18 protein-coding genes are annotated in these 19,631 nt (G+C 53.4%); 10 read left to right on the top strand and 8 right to left on the bottom strand.

Going from position 1 to position 19,631, the window contains the following annotated elements:
- Positions 1 to 48: 48 nt before the first annotated feature.
- Together add and ACMGGR_RS10695 are read right to left on the bottom strand one after the other, a co-directional pair.
- Positions 49 to 1,047 (bottom strand): adenosine deaminase, encoded by a 999-nt coding sequence (gene add / locus ACMGGR_RS10700; RefSeq protein ID WP_414148883.1) that lies wholly within the window; start codon positions 1,045 to 1,047, stop codon positions 49 to 51.
- Positions 1,048 to 1,254: 207 nt separating this feature from the next.
- Positions 1,255 to 2,820, bottom strand: a complete 1,566-nt coding sequence (locus tag ACMGGR_RS10695; protein WP_414148882.1) for a YdgA family protein — start codon at positions 2,818 to 2,820, stop codon at positions 1,255 to 1,257.
- A gap of 276 nt (positions 2,821 to 3,096) precedes the next feature.
- Between ACMGGR_RS10695 and fumC the strand changes: the two genes are divergently transcribed.
- Complete coding sequence (fumC, locus tag ACMGGR_RS10690) at positions 3,097 to 4,494, top strand: class II fumarate hydratase (protein WP_246759254.1); 1,398 nt, start codon at positions 3,097 to 3,099, stop codon at positions 4,492 to 4,494.
- Positions 4,495 to 4,549: 55 nt separating this feature from the next.
- Here the strand turns inward: fumC and tus are convergent, their stop codons facing one another.
- A complete protein-coding gene (tus, locus tag ACMGGR_RS10685) occupies positions 4,550 to 5,479 on the bottom strand; it encodes a DNA replication terminus site-binding protein (protein ID WP_246759255.1) in 930 nt (309 codons plus the stop codon).
- A 141-nt stretch (positions 5,480 to 5,620) separates the two neighbouring features.
- On the bottom strand, positions 5,621 to 6,022 hold the full coding sequence (locus tag ACMGGR_RS10680) for an H-NS family nucleoid-associated regulatory protein (RefSeq protein WP_246759257.1): 402 nt from the start codon (positions 6,020 to 6,022) through the stop codon (positions 5,621 to 5,623).
- A 683-nt stretch (positions 6,023 to 6,705) separates the two neighbouring features.
- Between ACMGGR_RS10680 and ACMGGR_RS10675 the strand changes: the two genes are divergently transcribed.
- Entirely contained in the window at positions 6,706 to 7,785 is a 1,080-nt protein-coding gene (locus ACMGGR_RS10675; protein ID WP_246759259.1) for an AbrB family transcriptional regulator, read from the top strand.
- Positions 7,786 to 7,802: 17 nt separating this feature from the next.
- On the opposite strand, the gene ACMGGR_RS10670 is transcribed toward ACMGGR_RS10675, so the two are convergent.
- On the bottom strand, positions 7,803 to 9,842 hold the full coding sequence (locus ACMGGR_RS10670; RefSeq protein ID WP_246759260.1) for a choline transporter: 2,040 nt from the start codon (positions 9,840 to 9,842) through the stop codon (positions 7,803 to 7,805).
- A gap of 387 nt (positions 9,843 to 10,229) precedes the next feature.
- Here ACMGGR_RS10670 and msrA point away from each other — a divergent pair, with 387 nt between their 5' ends.
- The gene (gene msrA, locus ACMGGR_RS10665; RefSeq protein WP_246759261.1) at positions 10,230 to 10,760 is read left to right on the top strand and encodes a peptide-methionine (S)-S-oxide reductase MsrA; all 531 of its coding nucleotides are present in this window, start codon (positions 10,230 to 10,232) and stop codon (positions 10,758 to 10,760) included.
- A 122-nt stretch (positions 10,761 to 10,882) separates the two neighbouring features.
- On the opposite strand, the gene ACMGGR_RS10660 is transcribed toward msrA, so the two are convergent.
- Entirely contained in the window at positions 10,883 to 12,124 is a 1,242-nt protein-coding gene (locus tag ACMGGR_RS10660; protein WP_414148881.1) for an MFS transporter, read from the bottom strand.
- A gap of 98 nt (positions 12,125 to 12,222) precedes the next feature.
- Here ACMGGR_RS10660 and ACMGGR_RS10655 point away from each other — a divergent pair, with 98 nt between their 5' ends.
- From ACMGGR_RS10655 to ACMGGR_RS10640, 4 genes are all read left to right on the top strand, one after another.
- Positions 12,223 to 13,122 (top strand): LysR family transcriptional regulator, encoded by a 900-nt coding sequence (locus ACMGGR_RS10655; RefSeq protein WP_246759263.1) that lies wholly within the window; start codon positions 12,223 to 12,225, stop codon positions 13,120 to 13,122.
- A 123-nt stretch (positions 13,123 to 13,245) separates the two neighbouring features.
- Positions 13,246 to 14,463: an ROK family protein gene (locus ACMGGR_RS10650; protein ID WP_414148952.1), complete on the top strand. Its 1,218-nt coding sequence runs from the start codon at positions 13,246 to 13,248 to the stop codon at positions 14,461 to 14,463.
- Between the two features lie 127 nt (positions 14,464 to 14,590).
- A complete protein-coding gene (gene bioD / locus ACMGGR_RS10645) occupies positions 14,591 to 15,256 on the top strand; it encodes a dethiobiotin synthase (protein WP_246759264.1) in 666 nt (221 codons plus the stop codon).
- Positions 15,257 to 15,414: 158 nt separating this feature from the next.
- Positions 15,415 to 16,869, top strand: coding sequence for an MDR family MFS transporter (locus ACMGGR_RS10640; RefSeq protein WP_414148880.1), 1,455 nt, complete (start codon positions 15,415 to 15,417; stop codon positions 16,867 to 16,869).
- 46 nt (positions 16,870 to 16,915) lie between these two features.
- Here ACMGGR_RS10640 and ACMGGR_RS10635 read toward each other — a convergent pair whose 3' ends face one another.
- Both ACMGGR_RS10635 and ACMGGR_RS10630 read right to left on the bottom strand, forming a co-directional pair.
- On the bottom strand, positions 16,916 to 17,212 hold the full coding sequence (locus tag ACMGGR_RS10635) for a DUF1161 domain-containing protein (protein ID WP_246759266.1): 297 nt from the start codon (positions 17,210 to 17,212) through the stop codon (positions 16,916 to 16,918).
- A gap of 52 nt (positions 17,213 to 17,264) precedes the next feature.
- Positions 17,265 to 17,615 carry a DUF1283 family protein gene (locus ACMGGR_RS10630; protein WP_414148879.1) on the bottom strand — a complete coding sequence of 117 codons (351 nt, stop codon included), beginning with the start codon at positions 17,613 to 17,615 and terminating at the stop codon, positions 17,265 to 17,267.
- A gap of 127 nt (positions 17,616 to 17,742) precedes the next feature.
- Between ACMGGR_RS10630 and ACMGGR_RS10625 the strand changes: the two genes are divergently transcribed.
- From ACMGGR_RS10625 to ACMGGR_RS10615, 3 genes are all read left to right on the top strand, one after another.
- Positions 17,743 to 18,069: a YnfA family protein gene (locus ACMGGR_RS10625; RefSeq protein ID WP_414148951.1), complete on the top strand. Its 327-nt coding sequence runs from the start codon at positions 17,743 to 17,745 to the stop codon at positions 18,067 to 18,069.
- Between the two features lie 297 nt (positions 18,070 to 18,366).
- Positions 18,367 to 18,789 (top strand): thiol-disulfide oxidoreductase DCC family protein, encoded by a 423-nt coding sequence (locus ACMGGR_RS10620; protein ID WP_246759268.1) that lies wholly within the window; start codon positions 18,367 to 18,369, stop codon positions 18,787 to 18,789.
- 63 nt (positions 18,790 to 18,852) lie between these two features.
- Positions 18,853 to 19,572, top strand: coding sequence for a GNAT family N-acetyltransferase (locus ACMGGR_RS10615; protein WP_414148878.1), 720 nt, complete (start codon positions 18,853 to 18,855; stop codon positions 19,570 to 19,572).
- The last annotated feature ends 59 nt before the right edge of the window (positions 19,573 to 19,631 follow it).

Genomic DNA, 19,631 nt, shown 5'->3' with positions numbered 1-19,631 from the left:
CCGAAACGCGTTAGCCCTGGCAACTCAGCCATGGGCTGTTAATAGCCGTCAGGCCGCGACGCTGGCGCGAATCGCCGCTTTTTCTGCTTCGCTTAAGAAAGCAATTTTCAGACCGTTTTCCTGTGCGGTGCGGATCTGCTGCTGGCTGAGGCCCGCCTGCGGCGCGGCAATCTTATATTCATGCCCAATCTCAATGCCCTGTACGGCCGGATCGTCCGTGTTGATCGTGGCCAGGATGCCGTGATCAAGGAAGGTTGCCAGCGGATGATGCGGCAGTGAAGAGACGGTGCTGGTCTGAATATTTGACGTGAGGCAGGATTCAATACCAATCTGCTTGTCGGCCAGATAATCCATCAGCTTCGCATCTTCCACCGCCTTGACGCCGTGACCGATACGTTCTGCACCCAGCTCGTGGATCGCCTGCCAGATGCTTTCCGGGCCTGCGGCTTCGCCAGCGTGTACGGTAATGCGCAAACCGGCATCGCGCGCGCGGGTGAAGTGGCTCAGGAACTGGCTGCCGGGAAAGCCCAGCTCGTCACCGGCCAGATCCAGCGCGGTGATCCCTTCGCGGTGTGCCAGCAGCGCTTCCAGCTCCAGTAAGCAGGCCTCTTCGCCAAAGGTACGGCTCATAATGCCAATCAGGCGCACGGTAATATTATGCTTTTCGCAACCGGCGCGGACGCCATCAATCACCGCTTCCACCACGCCCGCGATCGGCAGGTTGTGGGTCATCGCCATATAGCCCGGCGAGAAGCGCAGTTCGGCATAGTGAATACCGGCGCGGGCAGCATCCTCGACGTTTTCCTGCGCCACGCGGCGGCAGGCGTCCAGTGAGCCAAGCACCTTGACGCCCCAGTCGAGTTTCTGCAAAAAGCTGACCAGATCCGGCTCGTTTTTCATTACCTGAACGTGCGGCCTGAGCGTTTCCAGCGTGGTGGCGGGCAGCGTCAGGTTAAATTCACGGCCTAAATCAAGAATGGTTTGTGCACGAATGTTGCCGTCGAGATGACGGTGGATATCGGTAAGGGGGATGCGGGAATCAATCATGTCGGTGCACTCTGTCGTGGTTAAAGTGCAGAGTAGTATAAAAACATTTTGCGCAACTCCGCCAGCGAATTGCGCAACAGGCGGGTTAATCGGTGACTATTTATCCTGAAAGAGAGAAGGAATGGCGTTTAAGAGGTTAAAAAACTGCACCGGCGAGGGACGTAACACCTTGTCGCCTGCCGGTTGCAGTTTATGCAGAGGGAAAATTTACTGCTGAGCTGGAGCTGGAGCCGGAGCTGGAGCTGGAGCTGGAGCAGGAGCTGGAGCAGGAGCTGGAGTCGGCGCTGGCGCCTGTGCCTCACCGCCCAGCATATAGCGGCCCAGGAACTGCTCAAGCGTCATTTTTTCGCCGTTCATCGTCACCTGGCCAGAAGCGTACTGCAGGCTGGTAACGATATTGTTGTCCTCCTGCTTAGTCAGGCGGAACATCTGCCCCATCGCGGCCACGCCTTTCACCTGCTGATCGGCAAGCTTAGCGCCTACGTCCTGCTTATAGCCTTCCGCCATTGCCACGCGGGTCATGACCTCTGTTGCCATCGGCATAGAAACAGATAGCTTACCGTCCAGCGTCTTCAGCACGTTATCAACCGCCTGCGTCACGGTTTGCGGCTGCGCGGCACCTGCGGCCGGATCTTTAAAGTGAACGGAAAGGTTGAAACTGCTTTCACCCTTATCGTTTTTCCAGCTCAGTGGCGCAATGGTAACAACCGGATTACCTTTTAACAGCAGCGGCAGGTTAGCGCTTAATATGTCGTGGATGCGCTGCTGATAAAGCAGTGGGTTGCTGGCAAAGCCCGGCTCGTTAATCACCGCCTGAACCTGACGATTATAGTTGTCGGAGAACGCCTTCATGCCGTTGGCATCAAACTGGGAAAGCTTGAGCCCCAGCTTAACCTGACCAAAATTCTGATCCTGAATTTTCAGGGCGTTCAGCGTGTAATCGATATTGCCGGAAACCAGATCTTTCACGGTGTCAAAGGACGATTTTCCATTGATTCCTTCCATCACCACGGCCTGCTGACCATTGGCGGAGACGGTGAATTTTTGCAGGTCAAGGCCCTGATCGCCGATGCGCAGGCCCTGCGCGTTCAGGTGGGTATCGCCGCTGATTTTCAGTCCGTTAACGGTAAACATAATCGGGATGTTGAGCTGGTTGCGAGCCGTTAACACCAGGCTGTCCAGGTTGCCGTCGTAATCGACCTTATCGCCATTTTTATCCGCTTTGATGTGAACGGTGCCGCCATTGGAAGCAAAACGTTCGCCGGTCTGCGCGTTGTTATAATCCATCGGCAGCAGCGCAATGGCGGAAGCGGTCGCACCGCTATAGCCCACGCGCGTATCGGCCTGGATGACCGACTGGCCTTTGGTCATGGCAAACAGTTTTTGTACCGCATCGGTATTTTCCAGCTGGGTGTGCACTGAGGCCAGAGAGGGGATCAGATTAAACTTTTTCAGCTGTGCGAAAGGGAAAGGGCCATGGTCGATTTTTTCGTTAAAGACCACGCTCTGGCCTGGCTTCAGTAACGCATTATCTTCCGTTTGTGAGCTGGACTGCAGAACCAGACGAACGGTGCTGCTGAACACGCCGCGATGCCAGTCCTGATAGCTCAGCTTAAGCCGGCTGTCTGGCGCTAGCGCATTCATTTGCGTATTCGCGTTTTGCACCAGCTGATCCATATTCTTTTCCAGCTGTTTACCGGTAAACCAGGCGGTTCCGGTCCAAATTACGCCCAGGGCGACAATGACGCCCACGGCTATTTTTGTTTTCTTCATCTGTAAAGTCGTCCTTTTGTAAGTCAGCGATGCCAATAACAGCATCCAGCCCAATCCGGCTATAAAAGCGTTTTAAGTTTAACAGGTTAATTATGATAGCAACTGCGGCTGTCGGCGTCAGCCGTAATCTGATTTACGACGCGGGTAACGCGAAAGGGTGAAATGGGGTAAGGACGCCCGGCGCGTTAAATGTTAAATTATTGTATGTCATACTGTAGCCCACAATCACTGCCCGGATGGGCAAGCGGGTTTAATTAACCATTAAAGGAGAAAGATATGGCCGCCAACCGCATTGAAAAAGATTCAATGGGTTCCATCGACGTTCCGGCTGATAAACTTTGGGGCGCACAGACGCAGCGCTCGCTGGAACATTTCCGTATCTCCAGCGAAAAAATGCCTGTTGAGCTGGTACACGCGCTGGCGTTGACCAAGCGTGCTGCGGCAAAGGTAAACAGCGATCTGGCGCTGCTGCCGAACGAGCGCGCTCAGGCGATTATTCAGGCCGCCGATGAAGTGCTGGCCAACAAACATACCGCAGAGTTCCCGCTGGCAATCTGGCAGACCGGTTCCGGCACGCAAACCAATATGAATATGAATGAAGTATTGGCTAACCGCGCCAGCGAAATTCTGGGCGGCGAGCGCGGCATGTCGCGTCTGGTGCACCCTAATGATGACGTTAACAAGAGCCAAAGCTCAAACGACGTTTTTCCTACCGCCATGCACGTTGCCGCCGTCATTGCACTGAAAGAGCATCTGATCCCACAGCTGCAGGTACTGCAGAAAACGCTGGATGAGAAAGCTGAAGCGTTTAAGGACATCGTTAAAATTGGCCGTACACATCTTCAGGATGCGACGCCGCTGACGCTGGGCCAGGAAATTTCAGGCTGGGTAGCCATGCTGAAGCATAACCTGATCCATATTGAGCAGAGTATTCCGCACGTTGCAGAACTGGCGCTGGGCGGTACGGCTGTAGGTACAGGCCTGAATACACATCCTGAATATGCTGTACGCGTGGCAAAAGAGCTGGCGGAACTGACCAGCCAGCCTTTTGTTACTTCGCCAAACAAGTTTGAAGCGCTGGCGACCTGTGACGCGCTGGTTCATGCTCACGGGGCACTAAAAGGCCTGGCGGCTTCATTAATGAAAATTGCTAACGACGTGCGCTGGCTCTCTTCCGGCCCCCGCTGTGGTATTGGCGAAATATCTATTCCTGAAAATGAGCCGGGTAGCTCAATTATGCCGGGTAAAGTTAACCCGACGCAGTGTGAAGCAATGACCATGCTGTGTTGCCAGGTGATGGGCAATGACGTCGCCGTCAATATGGGTGGCGCTTCCGGTAATTTTGAACTGAACGTTTATCGCCCGATGATTATTCATAATTTCCTGCAGTCCGTGCGTATGCTGGCCGACGGGATGGACAGTTTTAATCATCATTGTGCGGTAGGTATTGAACCGAACCACGATCGTATTTCACAACTGCTTAATGAGTCACTGATGCTGGTGACGGCGTTAAATACCCATATCGGCTACGATAAAGCGGCCGAAATTGCTAAGAAAGCGCATAAGGAAGGTTTGACGCTAAAAGCTTCGGCGCTGAAGCTGGGCTATCTTAACGAAGAAGAGTTTGACCGCTGGGTACGTCCGGAAGATATGGTTGGCAGTATGAAATCGTAATCCTGCCAAAAAAGAAAAAGAGCGGCGTTCTGGCCGCTCTTTTTTTTGTTCTGCGTCAGGCCAGTCGGTCACTGTAGAGATGCAGGCGGGGAATAAGCGAAAAAAGCCTGGCCGCTTCCGGCTTAAAACGATGCACAACTTTACCTGCATCGTAATTTAATAATTCCCCCAGCTTAGGCACGGATAAAGCATCCTGGCAAAGCACCAATAAAGGAGAAGGGCAGGCAAGCTGAGTTTGTTTTTGCTGCTGCTTATTCCATACGCGGGCAATCGGCTGAACCTTAACGGGCCGCTTAATTTTTAGCTTAGCCGTAGCGGGAAGCGAATTAAGCATGGCTATTTCATCCTGCAATTTTTCACCCCACTGTTCGCGGGTCCAGGGAGCCATCGCTCGTCCGGCGCGCAGGCTTTTTTTCAGCTTATCGATAATCTCATCACGGCTGACATTTTTAATAATGTGCTTATTTGCCCAGCCAAAACGTACGGAGTCGGGCGCGTCAAGCAAGGTTACGGAACGGTAAGCATTAAGCGTAATAAGCCCGCGCAAATGGCTGTGAACAAATTCAAAGCGCTCTTCGCTGGGCACGCCTGATTCAACGGTAATAATCTGCTCCAGCCGTTGCTTAAGCGTATTCACCAGGCTTACCTGCTGCTGGATCGCTTCGGCTTCCTGCGGCGTGGCTTCCAGGCAGATTGCGCCAGGCAGGCGTACCGCAGCTTTAGTGCTGACGGTTTCTGACTGATGCTGCATATAAAGACGGCCGTAGTGGGCAAGCGCCATTGCAAGAGCGGGTTTAGCAAGATGCTGCACGACGGCAATTTCAGTTACCGGATCGTGCTCCTGACCTTTTTGAATAAGCGGAAGTTCAAACACGCGCGCGGCCAGTAGACGCTGCGCAGCCAGTCGGCTAGTCAGCTCGTTCAGAGCGGCCTGCAGATCTCCGGCGGTACGATGAAGGTTTTCAACGGCTTCGTAGCGGCTCATACATCATCCTTAATTACAACATACCTGTAATCGTAGCAGAAGAAAAAGCGCGAGAGAAGTAAGCGGAAATAAACAAAACGAGCGGCAAGAAGAGAGGGAAATAAAAAACGACCACGCCGAGAGTTCGGCGTGGCTGAAGATTTAGATCAGAAAATCTTCCAGTTTTTTACCCTGATCCAGCGCCTGCTTAATCACCGCTGGCGTACGACCCTGGCCAGTCCAGGATTTCGTTTCGCCGTTTTCATCGGTGTATTGATATTTAGCAGGGCGTGGCGCGCGCTTAGCACGGGATTTGCCAGAGTTATTTTCAGCAGCGGTCAGCTCGCTTAAATCGATACCGTCGTCCAGCAGCATCTGACGATATTTAGCCAGCTTCTCTTCTTTTTCTTTGATTTCAGAAGCGATAGCGGCTTCGGCGTCACGGCGTTCGTTAACCACCGCTTCGAGTTTTTCCAGCATCTCTTCCAGTTCAGATAAAGAAACTTCACGAGCCTGCGCACGAAGAGTTCGAATGTTATTTAATACTTTCAGAGTTTCGCTCATAAAGGAATCCGTAGCGTTGAGTTAGTTTAAAAATTATCGGTGTATGTATCGTAGAACAGTGTACATAGAAATGCAGTAGTGCAAAACAGTAAATCTGAAAAAAATTGTTTATTGAGAGACTTTTTCTTTTTTTTTGCAAAATAATGCCGGGCGCCAGCCTATATATTTCTTATCAATGAGAAAAATCTTAGCTTAATGTGCGACCTTTAAATTGACAAATGCATGCCGCTCTGTCGATGGCGATGATAAATTCAGCGAAAGCTGTCGGGTTATAACTTATCTTCACTTTTTACGCTGCCGCATTTTTTCAGATGACGAAGCAGACTATTCCATCCATTAACACCTGACATGTACAAACTCAATAAAGTTTAAGTAAGAAAATCATTAAGCGTTTCTTTAGCCGTTTGTAGGATTTTTTTTGTCGTTATCCGGGGAACTTATTAATGGCAGGCGTGCCGGGTAAAGATAACAGTAAGAAGAAGGCGTTACAGATGTCGGTATATAGTTACAACATACTATTAAAACCAGCGTAGCGTTGCGGTTAGCCCGAGCATTATTACGCCACGAAGGTTGCGGTAATAACGTACTAAAAATGCTTTTTCTTCAGGATGTTAAAGGACCCACTTTTGTGAGTGACCTGTTGCTGTGCCAGAATAGAAGGGCTAATTATCCAGGAGTTAATAATGAAAATCGCCGGTTTGCGCTGGACGGGGCTGATTCTGTTTTCTGCGCTTGTTGTTATTGGTCTTGAACAGTTTCACCTGCCCGCCGCACTGCTGCTGGGGCCGATGCTGGTGGCGATAATGTTTGCCGCTCGTGATAAGCCCCTGGTTATTCCTCGCCCTTTATTTTACCTGGCGCAGGGCGTAGTAGGGTGCATGATTGCCCGCTCTATGCCGCCCACGGTATTTTCTGAAATAGCCAGCAATGGACTACTTTTTGCCGCAACTATTTGCTCAGTGATTATTGCCAGTACGCTCTCTGGCTGGCTGCTTACTCGCTGGCAGGTATTACCCGGCTCTACCGCTATTTGGGGATCGTCGCCCGGTGCGGCCACGGCAATGACGCTGATGGCAGAAAGTTATGGTGCTGATGTCAGGCTGGTCGCCTTTATGCAATATATGCGCGTGGTTATCGTCGCCGTGCTGGCCACGCTGGTGGCGCGCATCTGGACGCCAGTCACCTCTGCTGCGCCTTCCAGTTTCGCTATTATGCAGCCGGTTGACTGGCCCTCTTTCGCGTTCACGCTGGCCCTTATTCTTTGCTGTGTTGGAATAAGCCGGCTACTGCGTCTGCCTGCTGGCGCGCTATTATTAACGTTGGCTGGCGGACTTATTGCGCAAAATATGCATTGGCTGAAGCTGGAATTGCCGCAGGCATTGTTAATGGTCGCCTATGCCATTATCGGCTGGAGTATTGGGCTGCGTTTTAATCGCGCTATCCTGGCTTATGCGGCTAAAGCGTTACCCCGGCTTCTGCTGTCCATATTTAGTCTGGTAGCCGTTTGCTGCGGTCTGGCTTTTTTACTGGTGCGCTTTGCCGGTGTCGATCCACTAACGGCTTATCTGGCAACCAGCCCAGGTGGTGCCGACTCCGTGGCCATTATCGCCGCCTCAAGCCATGTCGATCTCTCATTTGTGATGTCAATGCAAACCGGGCGCTTTATCGTGGTGTTATTAACCGGGCCGCTATTGGCAAAGTGGGTGGCTAAACGGGTGCATAATACAGCGGAGCAAAAAGAAGAGGGGAAAAAGCCGGATTAATATCCGGCTCAGAGGGATCAGACTTCCGGGAATGGCATCGTACTGCCCGGCGCTTCGCGATGGATATGCAGGAATGTTAAATGACGTTCGTACTGGTCAAGAATGTCATTAATGATCTGCTCTTTGGTGTAATCCATCAAATCGTTCCCCTGGGTGCCTTCCAGCAGGAAAGTCTCCAGACGGAAATAGTCTGACTTGCCGCTGCGGGCGCGATAGGTAAATGCCGGAACGGAATAACGCTGCGGCCAGATCTGATAAAGGAAGCTCTGCTCATCGCCCAGGTTAACCACCATTTCAAGATGGTTCAGACGCTCATCTTCCAGCGGCGGCCGTTCGCTAACCTGTACTTTCGCGCCACGGCGTTCCAGCTCAAGGGCCACTTCTTCCATTGCCGGTCGGCAAACGTTATCCAGCATCTTTTTAGTGTGCGTGCTGCCCGGATAATTCATTACGCGCGAAATACGCTGTTTCCAGTTCAGGCGATCTTCGCGGGAAACCGGGGCAGGCGGCGTGCTGACAATAGTACTGGCTCGACGGTGATCTTCAACGCGCAGCGACTTATAAAGGCCTGCCATCACGAAGAAAATCACGAAGCTAAAGGGCAGGCCCATAATTACCGTGGTTTTTTGCAGCGCCGTGACGCCATTGACCATCAACATACCCAGGGTCAGCAGGCCAATGGCCAGCGACCAGAAGATACGCAGCCAGTTAGGCGCATCGTTATTGATGTCGCTCAGCTTTGAAGTAAAGTTGCCCAGCACCAGCGAACCGGAATCCGCCGAGGTCACATAGAACAACAGGCCGGTAATGGTGGCTACCGAAGCGCTGAAGGTAAAGGCCGGGTACTGCGCCAGCAGGCTATAGAAGCCGCGTTCCGGATGCGCCAGCGTTTCCTGGGCGAGCGCGGTATTGCCGTGAATGATTTCATACAGCGCGCTGTTACCAAAGATCGACAGCCACAGCAGCGTAAAGATAAACGGAATTGTCAGCGTTCCTACGACAAACTGGCGAATGGTACGGCCACGTGAGATACGTGCCAGGAACAGGCCAACAAACGGTGACCAGGCAACCCACCAGGCCCAGAAGAACAGCGTCCAGTTGTTCATCCATTCGGTCGGACGATCGAAAGCGAAGCTGTTCAGCGTCATGCCCATAAAGCGATTGATGTAGTCGCCGACGTTAAGCACCAGCGCGTTAAGCAGGAAGCTGGTATTACCCATAAACAGAACGAACAGAATCAGGCCCAGCGCCAGCAGGACGTTTAGCTCCGACAGAATACGGATGCCTTTATTGACGCCTGAGGTCACCGAAATTGTGGCCATAATCACCGAAAGCGCAATCAGCGCAGCCTGCGCCGTTAAGCCTTCCGGCACGTGGAACAGGACTTTTAGCCCATAGTTAAGCTGCACCACGCCAATACCGAGCGTGGTGGCGATACCAAAAATCGTTCCGACAACGGCAGCGATATCTACGGAATGGCCAATTGCGCCATTGATACGTTTGCCAAAGATAGGATAGAGCGCGGAGCGAATAGTCAGCGGCAGGCCGTAACGATAGCTGAAGTAGCCAAGCGCGATACCCATCAGGGCGTACATGGCCCAGCCGGTCAGCCCGTAGTGGAACAGCGTCCAGACCATTGCCTGACGCGCGGCTTCCATGGTCTGCCCGTGACCTTCTGGCGGCATCATATACTGCGTGACGGGTTCAGCAACCGAGAAAAACATCAGGTCGATACCGATACCGGCCGCAAACAACATGGCGGCCCAGCTCATCAGGCTGAATTCAGGTTTAGATTGTTCCGGCCCCAGTTTGATTGAGCCAAAGCGCGAGGCGGCAATCAGCACCACAAAGACGATATACACGGTTGCGGCCAGCAGGTAATACCAGCCGAAGGTGTTAGAAACCCATTCAAGCGTATTGTTTATCCAGCGATCGGACAGGTCGGTGAAAAAGATCGTGGTGACAGTAAAAACCAGGATCAGGGCGGCAGAGGTGTAAAAGACCACCGGATTAATGGTGTCTTTTTGCGGCTTTGCTGGTATTTCAGTGGTCGGCATAGATTCTCCGAAAAATAGCTCAGAAATAAACCCGATTTTCGCAAAGCGTGCCTTAGCGCATACTGGGAAACGTCCGCCGCATATCCGCTAACTACACTGGGGAAAAGACCGGGAGTCATTTATCATACTGATTTTACAGTTTTAAAAAGTGATGTTCTCGCCTCCGTAGCGTTTGTGTTAAAAAATGAGCTTAGCATCATAGTTTTTATTGATTGAGCATTCAATTAAAAATAATTGTAGCATCGGTGTTGCGGAATTAAGTCTTACAGTTTTTGTGGTTTATTTATTTGCGCATGAAAAGTTAATTGGGAGAGCGGCAAGCGCGTAGCATTAATGAAAAACTTATGCTGCAATGATTACCGGATCTCGCATCGAGAATGAGGAATAATGATGACCGAATATGCAATTATCGCCGGCGGCTGCTTTTGGTGCACCGAAGCGGTTTTTAAACAGATTAATGGTGTGGAGTCCGTGGAAAGCGGGTATATCGGCGGCCATGTTGCCCATCCAACCTATAAGCAGGTTTGCACGGGTGAAACCGGCCATGCGGAAGCGATTCGCCTGGGTTTCGATCCGGAAAAAATCAGCTATGGCGAACTGCTGGACATCAGCTTTGCCACGCACGATCCGACGCAGTTGAACCGTCAGGGCAACGATATTGGTACGCAGTACCGTTCGGCAATTTTCCCGCTGAACGAAGCGCAGGCGGTAGAAGCGAAAGCGGCAATCGCACGCGCTCAGGCAGAGCTGAACGAGCCGGTGGTAACGACAATTGAAGGTGCCAGCGAATGGTATCCGGCGGAAGATTATCACCAGAACTACTGGGAAGGCGAAGGACAGGAGAACCGTTACTGCATGGCGGTTATCCCACCGAAACTGCAAAAGCTGCGTAAACGCTACGCCAGCCAGACTAAATAAGTAGTGTTTTAAAAGCGGGCCTGGAGCCCGCTTTTTTTATCCGCTGTCGATTGCAACTTTGGCTTTAAAGGCGCTGTAGTAGCAATGTAAGGCAGTGAGGCTTCTGCGTCGCCGTCCCACTTTTACAGCTTTTTACTACGTAACCGCCATCCTGCTATCAGCGCCAGTCCCAGCAGCATCACGATAAAGGCGGTGATGCCGTGCCAGCCGAAGCTATGCCAGAAAAAGCCGCCCAGCGTCCCTGCCAGACTCGATCCCAGATAGTAGCTAAATAAATAGAGCGAAGAAGCCTGGCCCTTGGCGCGTCTGGCGCGTGGGCCAATCCAGCCGCTGGCGACCGCGTGCGCGGCAAAAAAACCGGCGGTAAACAGCATCATTCCGGGAAAAATCAGCCATAGCGAGCTGAACAGCGTAATGACTACGCCCACTATCATTATCGCCGTAGAAAATAGCAGCACGGCGGAGCGGCCATATTTTGCCGTCATCGCCCCTGCCTTGGGCGAACTCCACGACCCGGTCAGATAGACCACAGAAAGTAGTCCTACCACAGCCTGGCTGAGCGACCACGGCGGCGAAAGCAGGCGATAGCCAATATAGTTAAACAGGGTGACAAAAGCGCCCATCAGCAGAAAACCTTCGGCAAACAGCAACGGCAGGCCGCTGTCGCGCCAGTGCAGGCGAAAGTTAATCGCCAGGCTACGCGGCTTTAACGAGGCGGGGCGAAAGTTGCGGGAAGGGGGCAATATTTTCCAGAACATCAGCGCCGATGCCAGGGCAAAACAGCCGATAGCCGTTATCGCAATGCGCCAGCTGGTATAGTCAGTGATCACGCCACTCAGTAGACGACCGCTCATACCGCCGATAGAGTTACCGCTGATATAGAGGCCCATCGAAAACGCGGTCACGCTGGGATGAATCTCCTCGCTCAGATAGGTCATGCCTACGGCGGCTACGCCGCTTAGCGACAGGCCAATTAATGCCCGCATCAGCAGAATACCGTGCCAGCTGGTCATCGTAGCGGAAAGTAGCGTGAATAAAGATGCCAGCATCAGCGCCGTCACCATCACTCTTTTGCGGCCAATCGCATCTGAAAGCGGCCCTGTCACCAGTAGCCCCAGGGCCAGCATGCCGGTGGCGACGGAAAGCGAAAGGCTACTGGTCGCGGGTGAAACGCCAAACTCCTGCGACAACACCGGTAAAACAGGCTGCACACAGTAAAGCAGCGCGAAAGTCGCCAGGCCCGCAGAAAAAAGAGCCAGCGTAACGCGCATAAACTGTGGCGTGCCGCGTTTGATATGGCTGCTGCCAGACTGAGGGGTTTCAAGACTTTTATCCGGTACGGCAACCCGCGAAGAGGTATTCACTGCTTATCCTTTCTGCTATGAAAAACATGTTGTTAACTTTATGTAAACAAGAGTATGTTGTCTAATCTATTAATAATCTTGAATGATACTTTTAAGATATGAATATCGAGCTTCGCCATTTGCGCTATTTTATTGCCGTAGCGGAAGAGCTGCACTTTGGGCGGGCAGCGCAGCGGCTGGCCATTTCTCAGCCACCGCTTAGCCAGCAAATTCAAAGTCTTGAGCAACAAATTGGCGCACGGCTTTTCGCCCGGACTAACCGTAGCGTGCAGTTAACGCCTGCGGGTAAGCAGTTTCTACAGGATGCGCGGCAGATTATGCAGGACGTGGCGGCGGCAGCAGCCAGAGCGGCAAGGCTTCATCGGGGAGAAGAGGGTGCGCTAAGAATTGGCTTTACCTCGTCAGCGCCTTTTATTACCACGGTATCCGATGCGCTTTTTACCTTTCGGCAACGCTATCCTGACGTACATATTCAGATGCAGGAAATAAATACCCGCCAGCAGCTGGCTCCTTTAAATGAAGGACGGCTGGATCTTGGCGTGATGCGCAATACACCTCTCCCGGAAACGTTAAGCCACCAGCTTATGCTGCGTGAACCGCTTTATGCCGTTGTTCATCATGCGCATCGTCTTGCGCAGCGCGGCACCATCTCCGTTAGCGAACTGGCGTCGGAACCTTTCGTCTTTTTTGACCCGCAGGTGGGGACCGCGCTGTACAGCGAAATTCTGGCGCTGCTGGAGCGCTATGCCGTGCGGCCTGATATTGCCCAGGAAGTGGGCGAGGCGATGACTATTCTGGGGCTGGTGGCGACTGGCCTGGGCGTCTCCATTCTGCCAGCCTCCTTTCGGCGAGCGCGTCTGGAGCAGCTTAGCTGGCTGGCGCTGGAGGAGGAGGATGCCTGGTCCGAGGTCTGGCTGGTCTGGAAAAAGGGCGGCGAGCTGAGCGCACTGACCCAACACATGCTGGCATTGATGCTCAGAACCAACTCTGAAAAATAAGCAAGAAAATATAGATTGTTATGTGCAGTTAATCACACTAAAAATCAAAGCGTTGACGCATCAGCGGAACTGTTTCACCATGGTTAAAGATTTATTTTGCAGCGTGAAAATAAAGGTACAAAGGTGATAGCGGAGAGCCAGCCTGGCCATATTGACCAGATTAAACAGACGAATGCGGGCGCTGTCTATCGCCTGATTGACAGATACGGCCCAATATCACGTATTGCGTTGTCAAAAAAGGCGCAGCTTGCGCCAGCCAGCATTACTAAAATAGTGCGTGAAATGCTGGATGCCCACCTGGTTCAGGAAACTGAATTTCAGGAAGCCGGAAGCCGGGGCAGACCGGCGGTCGGACTGATTGTCGACAGCAAGGCCTGGCACTATCTTTCTGCACGAATTGGCAACGGCGAGATAACGCTGGCGCTGCGCGATCTGAGCAGCCATCTGGTGGTGGAAGAGGTGCGCCCGCTGCCCGTAGACCATCCAGACCCGCTTTTACCCCGTCTTATTAGCGAAGTTGACCAGTTTTTCATCCGCCATCAGCAAAAGCTGGAGCGGCTGACGGCTATTGCCATTACGTTGCCGGGCATTCTGAACGCTGAACGGGGCATTGTGCATCGGATGCCGTTCTATTCCGTCAGCGATATGCCGTTAAGCGAGGCGCTTTCAGCGCGTACCGGCCTGCCGGTATTTATTCAACACGATATTTGTGCCTGGACCATGGCCGAGGCCCTGTTTGGCGCTTCACGCGATCTTAATGATGTTATCCAGGTAGTGATTGACCATAACGTTGGCGCAGGCGTGATTACGGACGGCAGGCTGCTGCACGGCGGCGGCAGTACGCTGGTAGAGATTGGCCACACGCAGGTAGAGCCCTGGGGGAAACAGTGCTACTGCGGCAACCATGGTTGCCTGGAAACGGTTGCCAGCATGGAAAGCGTGCTGGAACTGGCCGCGCAAAAAATGCAGGCCGCGCCGGATTGTCTTTTGCATCAGCAGCCCCTGACGATTTCGTCGCTTTGTGATGCGGCGCTGGCGGGCGATCCGTTAGCTAAAGATATTATTACCGGCGTGGGTCATCATGTAGGCCGTATTCTGGCCATTATGGTTAATTTATTTAATCCGGAAAAAATCGTGATTGGCTCGCCGCTCAATCGCGCCAGCGACATTCTTTATCCTGCGATTGCCGACTGCGTACGTCGCCAGTCGCTGCCGGTTTATGGTCACCAGGTGGCCATTGCCTCCACGCAATTCTATAACCAGGGCACTATGCCGGGCGCGGCGCTGGTCAAAGATGCGCTGTATAACGGTACGCTGCTGGTCAAACTGTTACAGGGCTGAACAGGCCCTTATTGCCAAAACCTTGCGCTAACGCAAGCCTCATCCCTGGCCGCTCTTCTAAGATGTTGCGTCTTAATTGTTAATTATTGTTTATAAATTATCGCAACAACTGGAGCGTGGAGAGGCTATGTTACAGCGTTTATTCGTCACTGGTACCGATACGGAAGTAGGCAAAACAGTGGTCAGCCGCGCGCTTTTGCAAAAGCTGTCCGAAGGCGGCAAACGCGTTGCCGGCTTTAAGCCTGTCGCGAAGGGTAGCCAGCAAACGGAGGAGGGGCTGCGCAACAAAGACGCGCTCGTTCTGCAGGCTTCTTCATCGGTGACTCTTCCTTATTCCGCGATCAATCCTCTCACCCTGGTGGATGATGAGATCAGCACCAGTCGTGATGTGGTGATCGACTATCCGGTATTGAGCGCTCACCTGCGGACGCTTTCCGAACAGGTTGATGCCGTAGTGGTAGAGGGAACCGGTGGCTGGCAGAGCCTGATGAACGATCTGCGCCCGCTGTCGGCCTGGGCCGTAGATGAACAGCTGCCGGTAGTGCTGGTGGTGGGCATTAAGCTGGGGTGCGTCAGCCATGCGCTATTGACGGCGCAGGCCATCATCAATGACGGACTGCCGCTGTTGGGATGGGTGGCAAACCGTATTAATCCGGGGCTGGCCCACTATGCGGAAATTATCGACGTGCTGAGCCAGAAAATTCCTGCTCCGCTGTTAGGCGAATTTCCCTATCTGCCCAGGCCCGAACAAAGAGAGCTGGCGCACTACCTTGATTTGAGTACGCTGCGCTAATTCTTCTGTCGGCGGCAAGCCCATGCTGCCGCTCGTTTTTCCCTCATTCTTCTCGTTACGCCAGCCTGTTCTGAAACTTTTTGACTCTTCAGCGCACAATCAGGAAACTTCCGCCCGCAATCCAGGCCAGAATAAGAAGAATTGCAACAGGGAGCACTATGACAGAGACAGCGCAAACCGGAGCGAGTCATCGCCACTGGATCCTTATCGCCGTAATGCTGGCGATGTTTATGGCCGCCATTGAAGTAACGATTGTCGCTACGGCTATGCCAACCATCATTGCCGAGCTGGGCGGCTTTTCCCAGTTTGGCTGGGTCTTTTCCGTCTATTTGCTGACCCAGGCGGTGAGCGTACCGCTGTACGGCAGGCTGGCGGACTTATGGGGCCGTAAACGGGTATTCTTTATTGGCACTTTGCTTTTTCTGATTGGCTCCGTGCTTTGCGGTTTCGCCAGGCAGATGAGCTGGCTGATCCTGTTTCGCGCGCTGCAGGGGCTGGGCGCTGGCGCGATTATGCCGCTGACCTCTACTATCATTGCCGATGTCTATTCGCCAAAAGAGCGCGCCGCTATTCAGGGCTGGCTTTCCAGCGTCTGGGGCGTGGCGGCCATCGTTGGGCCATTAACCGGTGCCTGGCTGGTCGCGCATTTTAACTGGGCGCTGGTTTTCTGGGTTAACGTACCCATTGGGCTGATCTCAATGTTGTTGCTGGCGCGCTGGTTCCCGGAATCGCGTAGCGAAAAGCGGCAGCAGCTCAATCTTGCCAGCAGCGGCCTGCTGATGTTAACGCTCGGCGCGCTGCTCACGGCGCTTCTACAGGCCCAGGCGCTGGGTTACTGGGCTATCGTGTTGCCCTTTATTGCTCTGCTGAGCGGCTATGCGCTGGTAAGACATGAAAAACGATCGTCAGAGCCGCTGTTTCCGCTGGTGCTGTGGCAGAACCGGACAATCAGTGCGGGTAACGCGGGCAATCTGATTATTGGCGCGGCAATGATGGGGATCAGCGCGTTTCTGCCAACGTGGATCCAGGGGGTAAGCGGCGGAACGCCGCTGCAGGCGGGCAGCGCGCTGGCGATGATGTCTATCGGCTGGCCGCTGGCCAGTACATTAAGCGGCAGGCTGATGCTGCGCACTTCTTACCGTTTTACCGCACAGCTGGGTTCACTGCTGCTGGTGGCAGGGACCGCGCTGCTGTTAACGCTGCAAACCGACAGCTCCATCTGGCAGGCAGGCGGCGCGGCTTTCATCATTGGTTGCGGAATGGGGATGACCAGCACCACTTTTTTGATAGCGGTGCAAAACAGCGCGGAATTCTCGGTTCGGGGAATTTGTACCGCCTCGGTCATGTTCAGTCGGCTGCTGGGTTCCGCTCTGGGAACCGCTATCATGGGTGCCGTCCTGAACTATAACCTGATGGTACGGCTGCCGGGGCATAGCGACCCGGTACAGCAGCTTATGTCACAAGACCAGCGGGAAGCATTAAGCGGACAAGGCTTACATCAGCTGTTGAATGAAGTGGCTGCCTCGCTGCACTGGGTATTTGCCGTTTCGGTAGGGGTGGCTTTTACCAGCCTGGCGGTTGCCTGGATGATGCCAAAGAAAAGGCCGGAATAACCCCGGCTGGAATAACAAAAAAGGCCGCAAAAGCGGCCCTTTTTTATCAGGATGAAGGCGCATCCTGTGACGTTCCTGCGCTGGCGGGCACCGTTTCACTGTCGTCAGCCTGACCGCGCTTGTAAACGATCTTCTGCGTGTCGTTGTCACAGTGTCCAACAACCTGACCGCCAGCCTTATCGGCCTGATCGTTAGGCACGATATCCAGCGTAAAGCCGGAAGCAGGCACGCCGTTATTAATAATTTTCTGGTTAATATCCGCTTTTACCGTTTCACAGGAAGCTTGTGCCGCCAGAGGCGCGGCAATAATCAGTGCAGGTAATATCCACTTCATCGCTTTCATCATCCTTTCCTTTTGTCCTGAAAATTATCCTGATTATAGCAGCGATTTTTTATCACGGCATAACGGGGCGACCGGTACGGCGGTCAAGGCAGCGCAGCGTATTAGGTTCCCAGTAAGCGTTAACGTTCAGGCTCTGGTCACAGGCATCGCGCGTATCGATTGCACGATCGCCTTTGTCGAAATTTTTCTCGTCGCGCTGGTTCATTTTAAGGCGCAAACGTCTGTTCTCATCCCACTGCTCTTTTTGCTGACGCGCCTGCTCGTTGGTCAGGGCGCTGTCGCCATCCTGGATAATCAGCCTGTCCGTTTTTGCCTGGGCATGATGCTGAAAGGAAAAAAGCGCGCCAAAAAGGACCAGCGGCAGAGCGGCCTTGCTCAACTGTTGTTGCCAGGTGTTCTTCATCTTTTGCTCCTCAAATAACCATTTACAGCCGCATGGCTGCGTCGAACGCAGCAACTAGTATATCATCTGCGCCGGTGGGCTAACTACCTGACTTATGGCGTCGTTTAACCAGCAGAGAGGAAATATGCTGCTCAAGACCGTGATGCTCTTTTTTCTGACGGCGCTGGCTGAAATTATCGGCTGTTTTCTTCCCTGGCTGTGGCTGAAGAAAGGGGCGTCGGTTCTGCTGTTGCTGCCCGCAGCAGTCAGTCTGGCGCTGTTTGTCTGGCTGCTGACGTTGCATCCGGCAGCCAGCGGCCGCGTCTATGCGGCCTATGGCGGCGTGTATGTGGTGACGGCGCTGCTGTGGCTGCGTTTTGTTGATGGCGTGAAGTTAAGCCACTACGACTGGATCGGTGCGGCCGTCGCTTTTTGCGGCATGTTGATTATCGTTGCGGGCTGGGGAAGAGGATAATACCGGGCAACGATCGGATATATCAGCCAGCTAAAGATGATGACCGGTTAATGAGCCAGCTATAAACCGTGCGCGCACGGAGCAGGCCAGCGCCCGCAGCTATTTGACTATCCTGATCGGCTATAAACCGTGCGCGCACGGAGCAGGCGTGACCACCACTTTATCCATCTCCATGACCAGCCTGTAAACCGCGCGGGGATGGAGCAGGCCTCGCTTTTGTGCAACCAGGCTAAGCTGTTAACTCTTCCTGCGTACCTTTTACCGACGCAGGTGCTTGTGGCGAATATGGGTAGACCGATGGCTGATAACATTCCCTCTGACCAGCGTATCGTGCTTTACGATGGCGTTTGCAAACTTTGCAACGGCTGGGTCAATTTTCTTCTCCGCTACGACAAAACCCGCAGCGTACGTCTGGCCGCAGTGCAGACCAGCAAAGGTAAAGCACTGCTTGAAGCCGCCGGGATGTCGCCGGATGAAATCAACACTATTGTGCTGCTCGATCGCGGACAGGTTTACCTGCGCGCCGAAGCGATTTTCAGGGTAATGAAAGAGATGCCGTGGCCGTGGCGGGCGTTCTCCGTGCTGCGTTTTTTCCCAAAATTTATCAGCGACCGCTGCTATAACCTCATTGCTAAAAACCGCTACAGGCTGTTCGGCCGCTTTGATGCCTGCCAGAAGCCGCAGGCGGATTATCCGGGACGGTTTATTGACAGAGAGTAAGCGCTGGTTTCATCTCCTCTTTTCATTCAGGATGTCAGTTCACGTTGGTAAAGGAGATGAACTGTGTCCGTCAGACTGAATGAGTATCAACAGCCGGTTGGCGAGCCGTTGCCGGACTGGACGCCGCGCTCTTACCCTGAACGCGTTACATTGCAGGGACGTTTTTGTCGACTGGAACCGCTGGAGAGCCTGCGGCACGGTGACGAGCTGCTGACCGCATGGCGTAAAGCGGAAGATGGCCGGGACTGGACCTATCTGTTTTCCGGCCCTTTTACAGACGAGGGGTTCCGGGCTTATCTTGCTCAGGCCGAAGCCAGCCGCGATCCGCTACATTTCGCCGTTATCGACAGGCAAAGCGGCCAGGCGGTGGGAACGCTGGCGCTAATGCGTATTGAGCCTGCCCACGGCGTGCTGGAAGTGGGTCACGTTACTTTTTCTCCCGCATTAAAACGTACGGCCGCCGCGACGGAAAGCCACTTTTTGCTGATGCGCTATGTGTTTGAGCAGCTTGGCTACCGCCGTTACGAATGGAAGTGCGACAGCCTGCATGTTCTGTCGCGCCGGGCGGCAGAACGTCTGGGGTTCAGCTATGAAGGGCTTTTTCGCCAGGCAATTGTGTATAAAGGCCGCACTCGCGACACGGCATGGTTTTCCATTATCGATAGCGAATGGCCTACTTTGCGTCAGGCTTTCGTGCGCTGGCTGGCTGAAAGTAACTTTGATGAGCACGGAACGCAGCGCCAGTCGCTGAGCGTGTTACGTCAGCAGGGAGCTGACCGCTAACAAGGTAAGCGTAAAAAACCTGCCACCGCAAAGGCAGTAAGACCCACAGCAGGGTGGCC

Source organism: Erwinia sp. BNK-24-b (assembly GCF_047456155.1).
Taxonomy (GTDB): Bacteria; Pseudomonadota; Gammaproteobacteria; order Enterobacterales; family Enterobacteriaceae; genus Erwinia; species Erwinia phyllosphaerae.
Note: the sequence above shows the minus strand (reverse complement) of the source record. Positions and strands in the feature narration are given on the sequence as shown.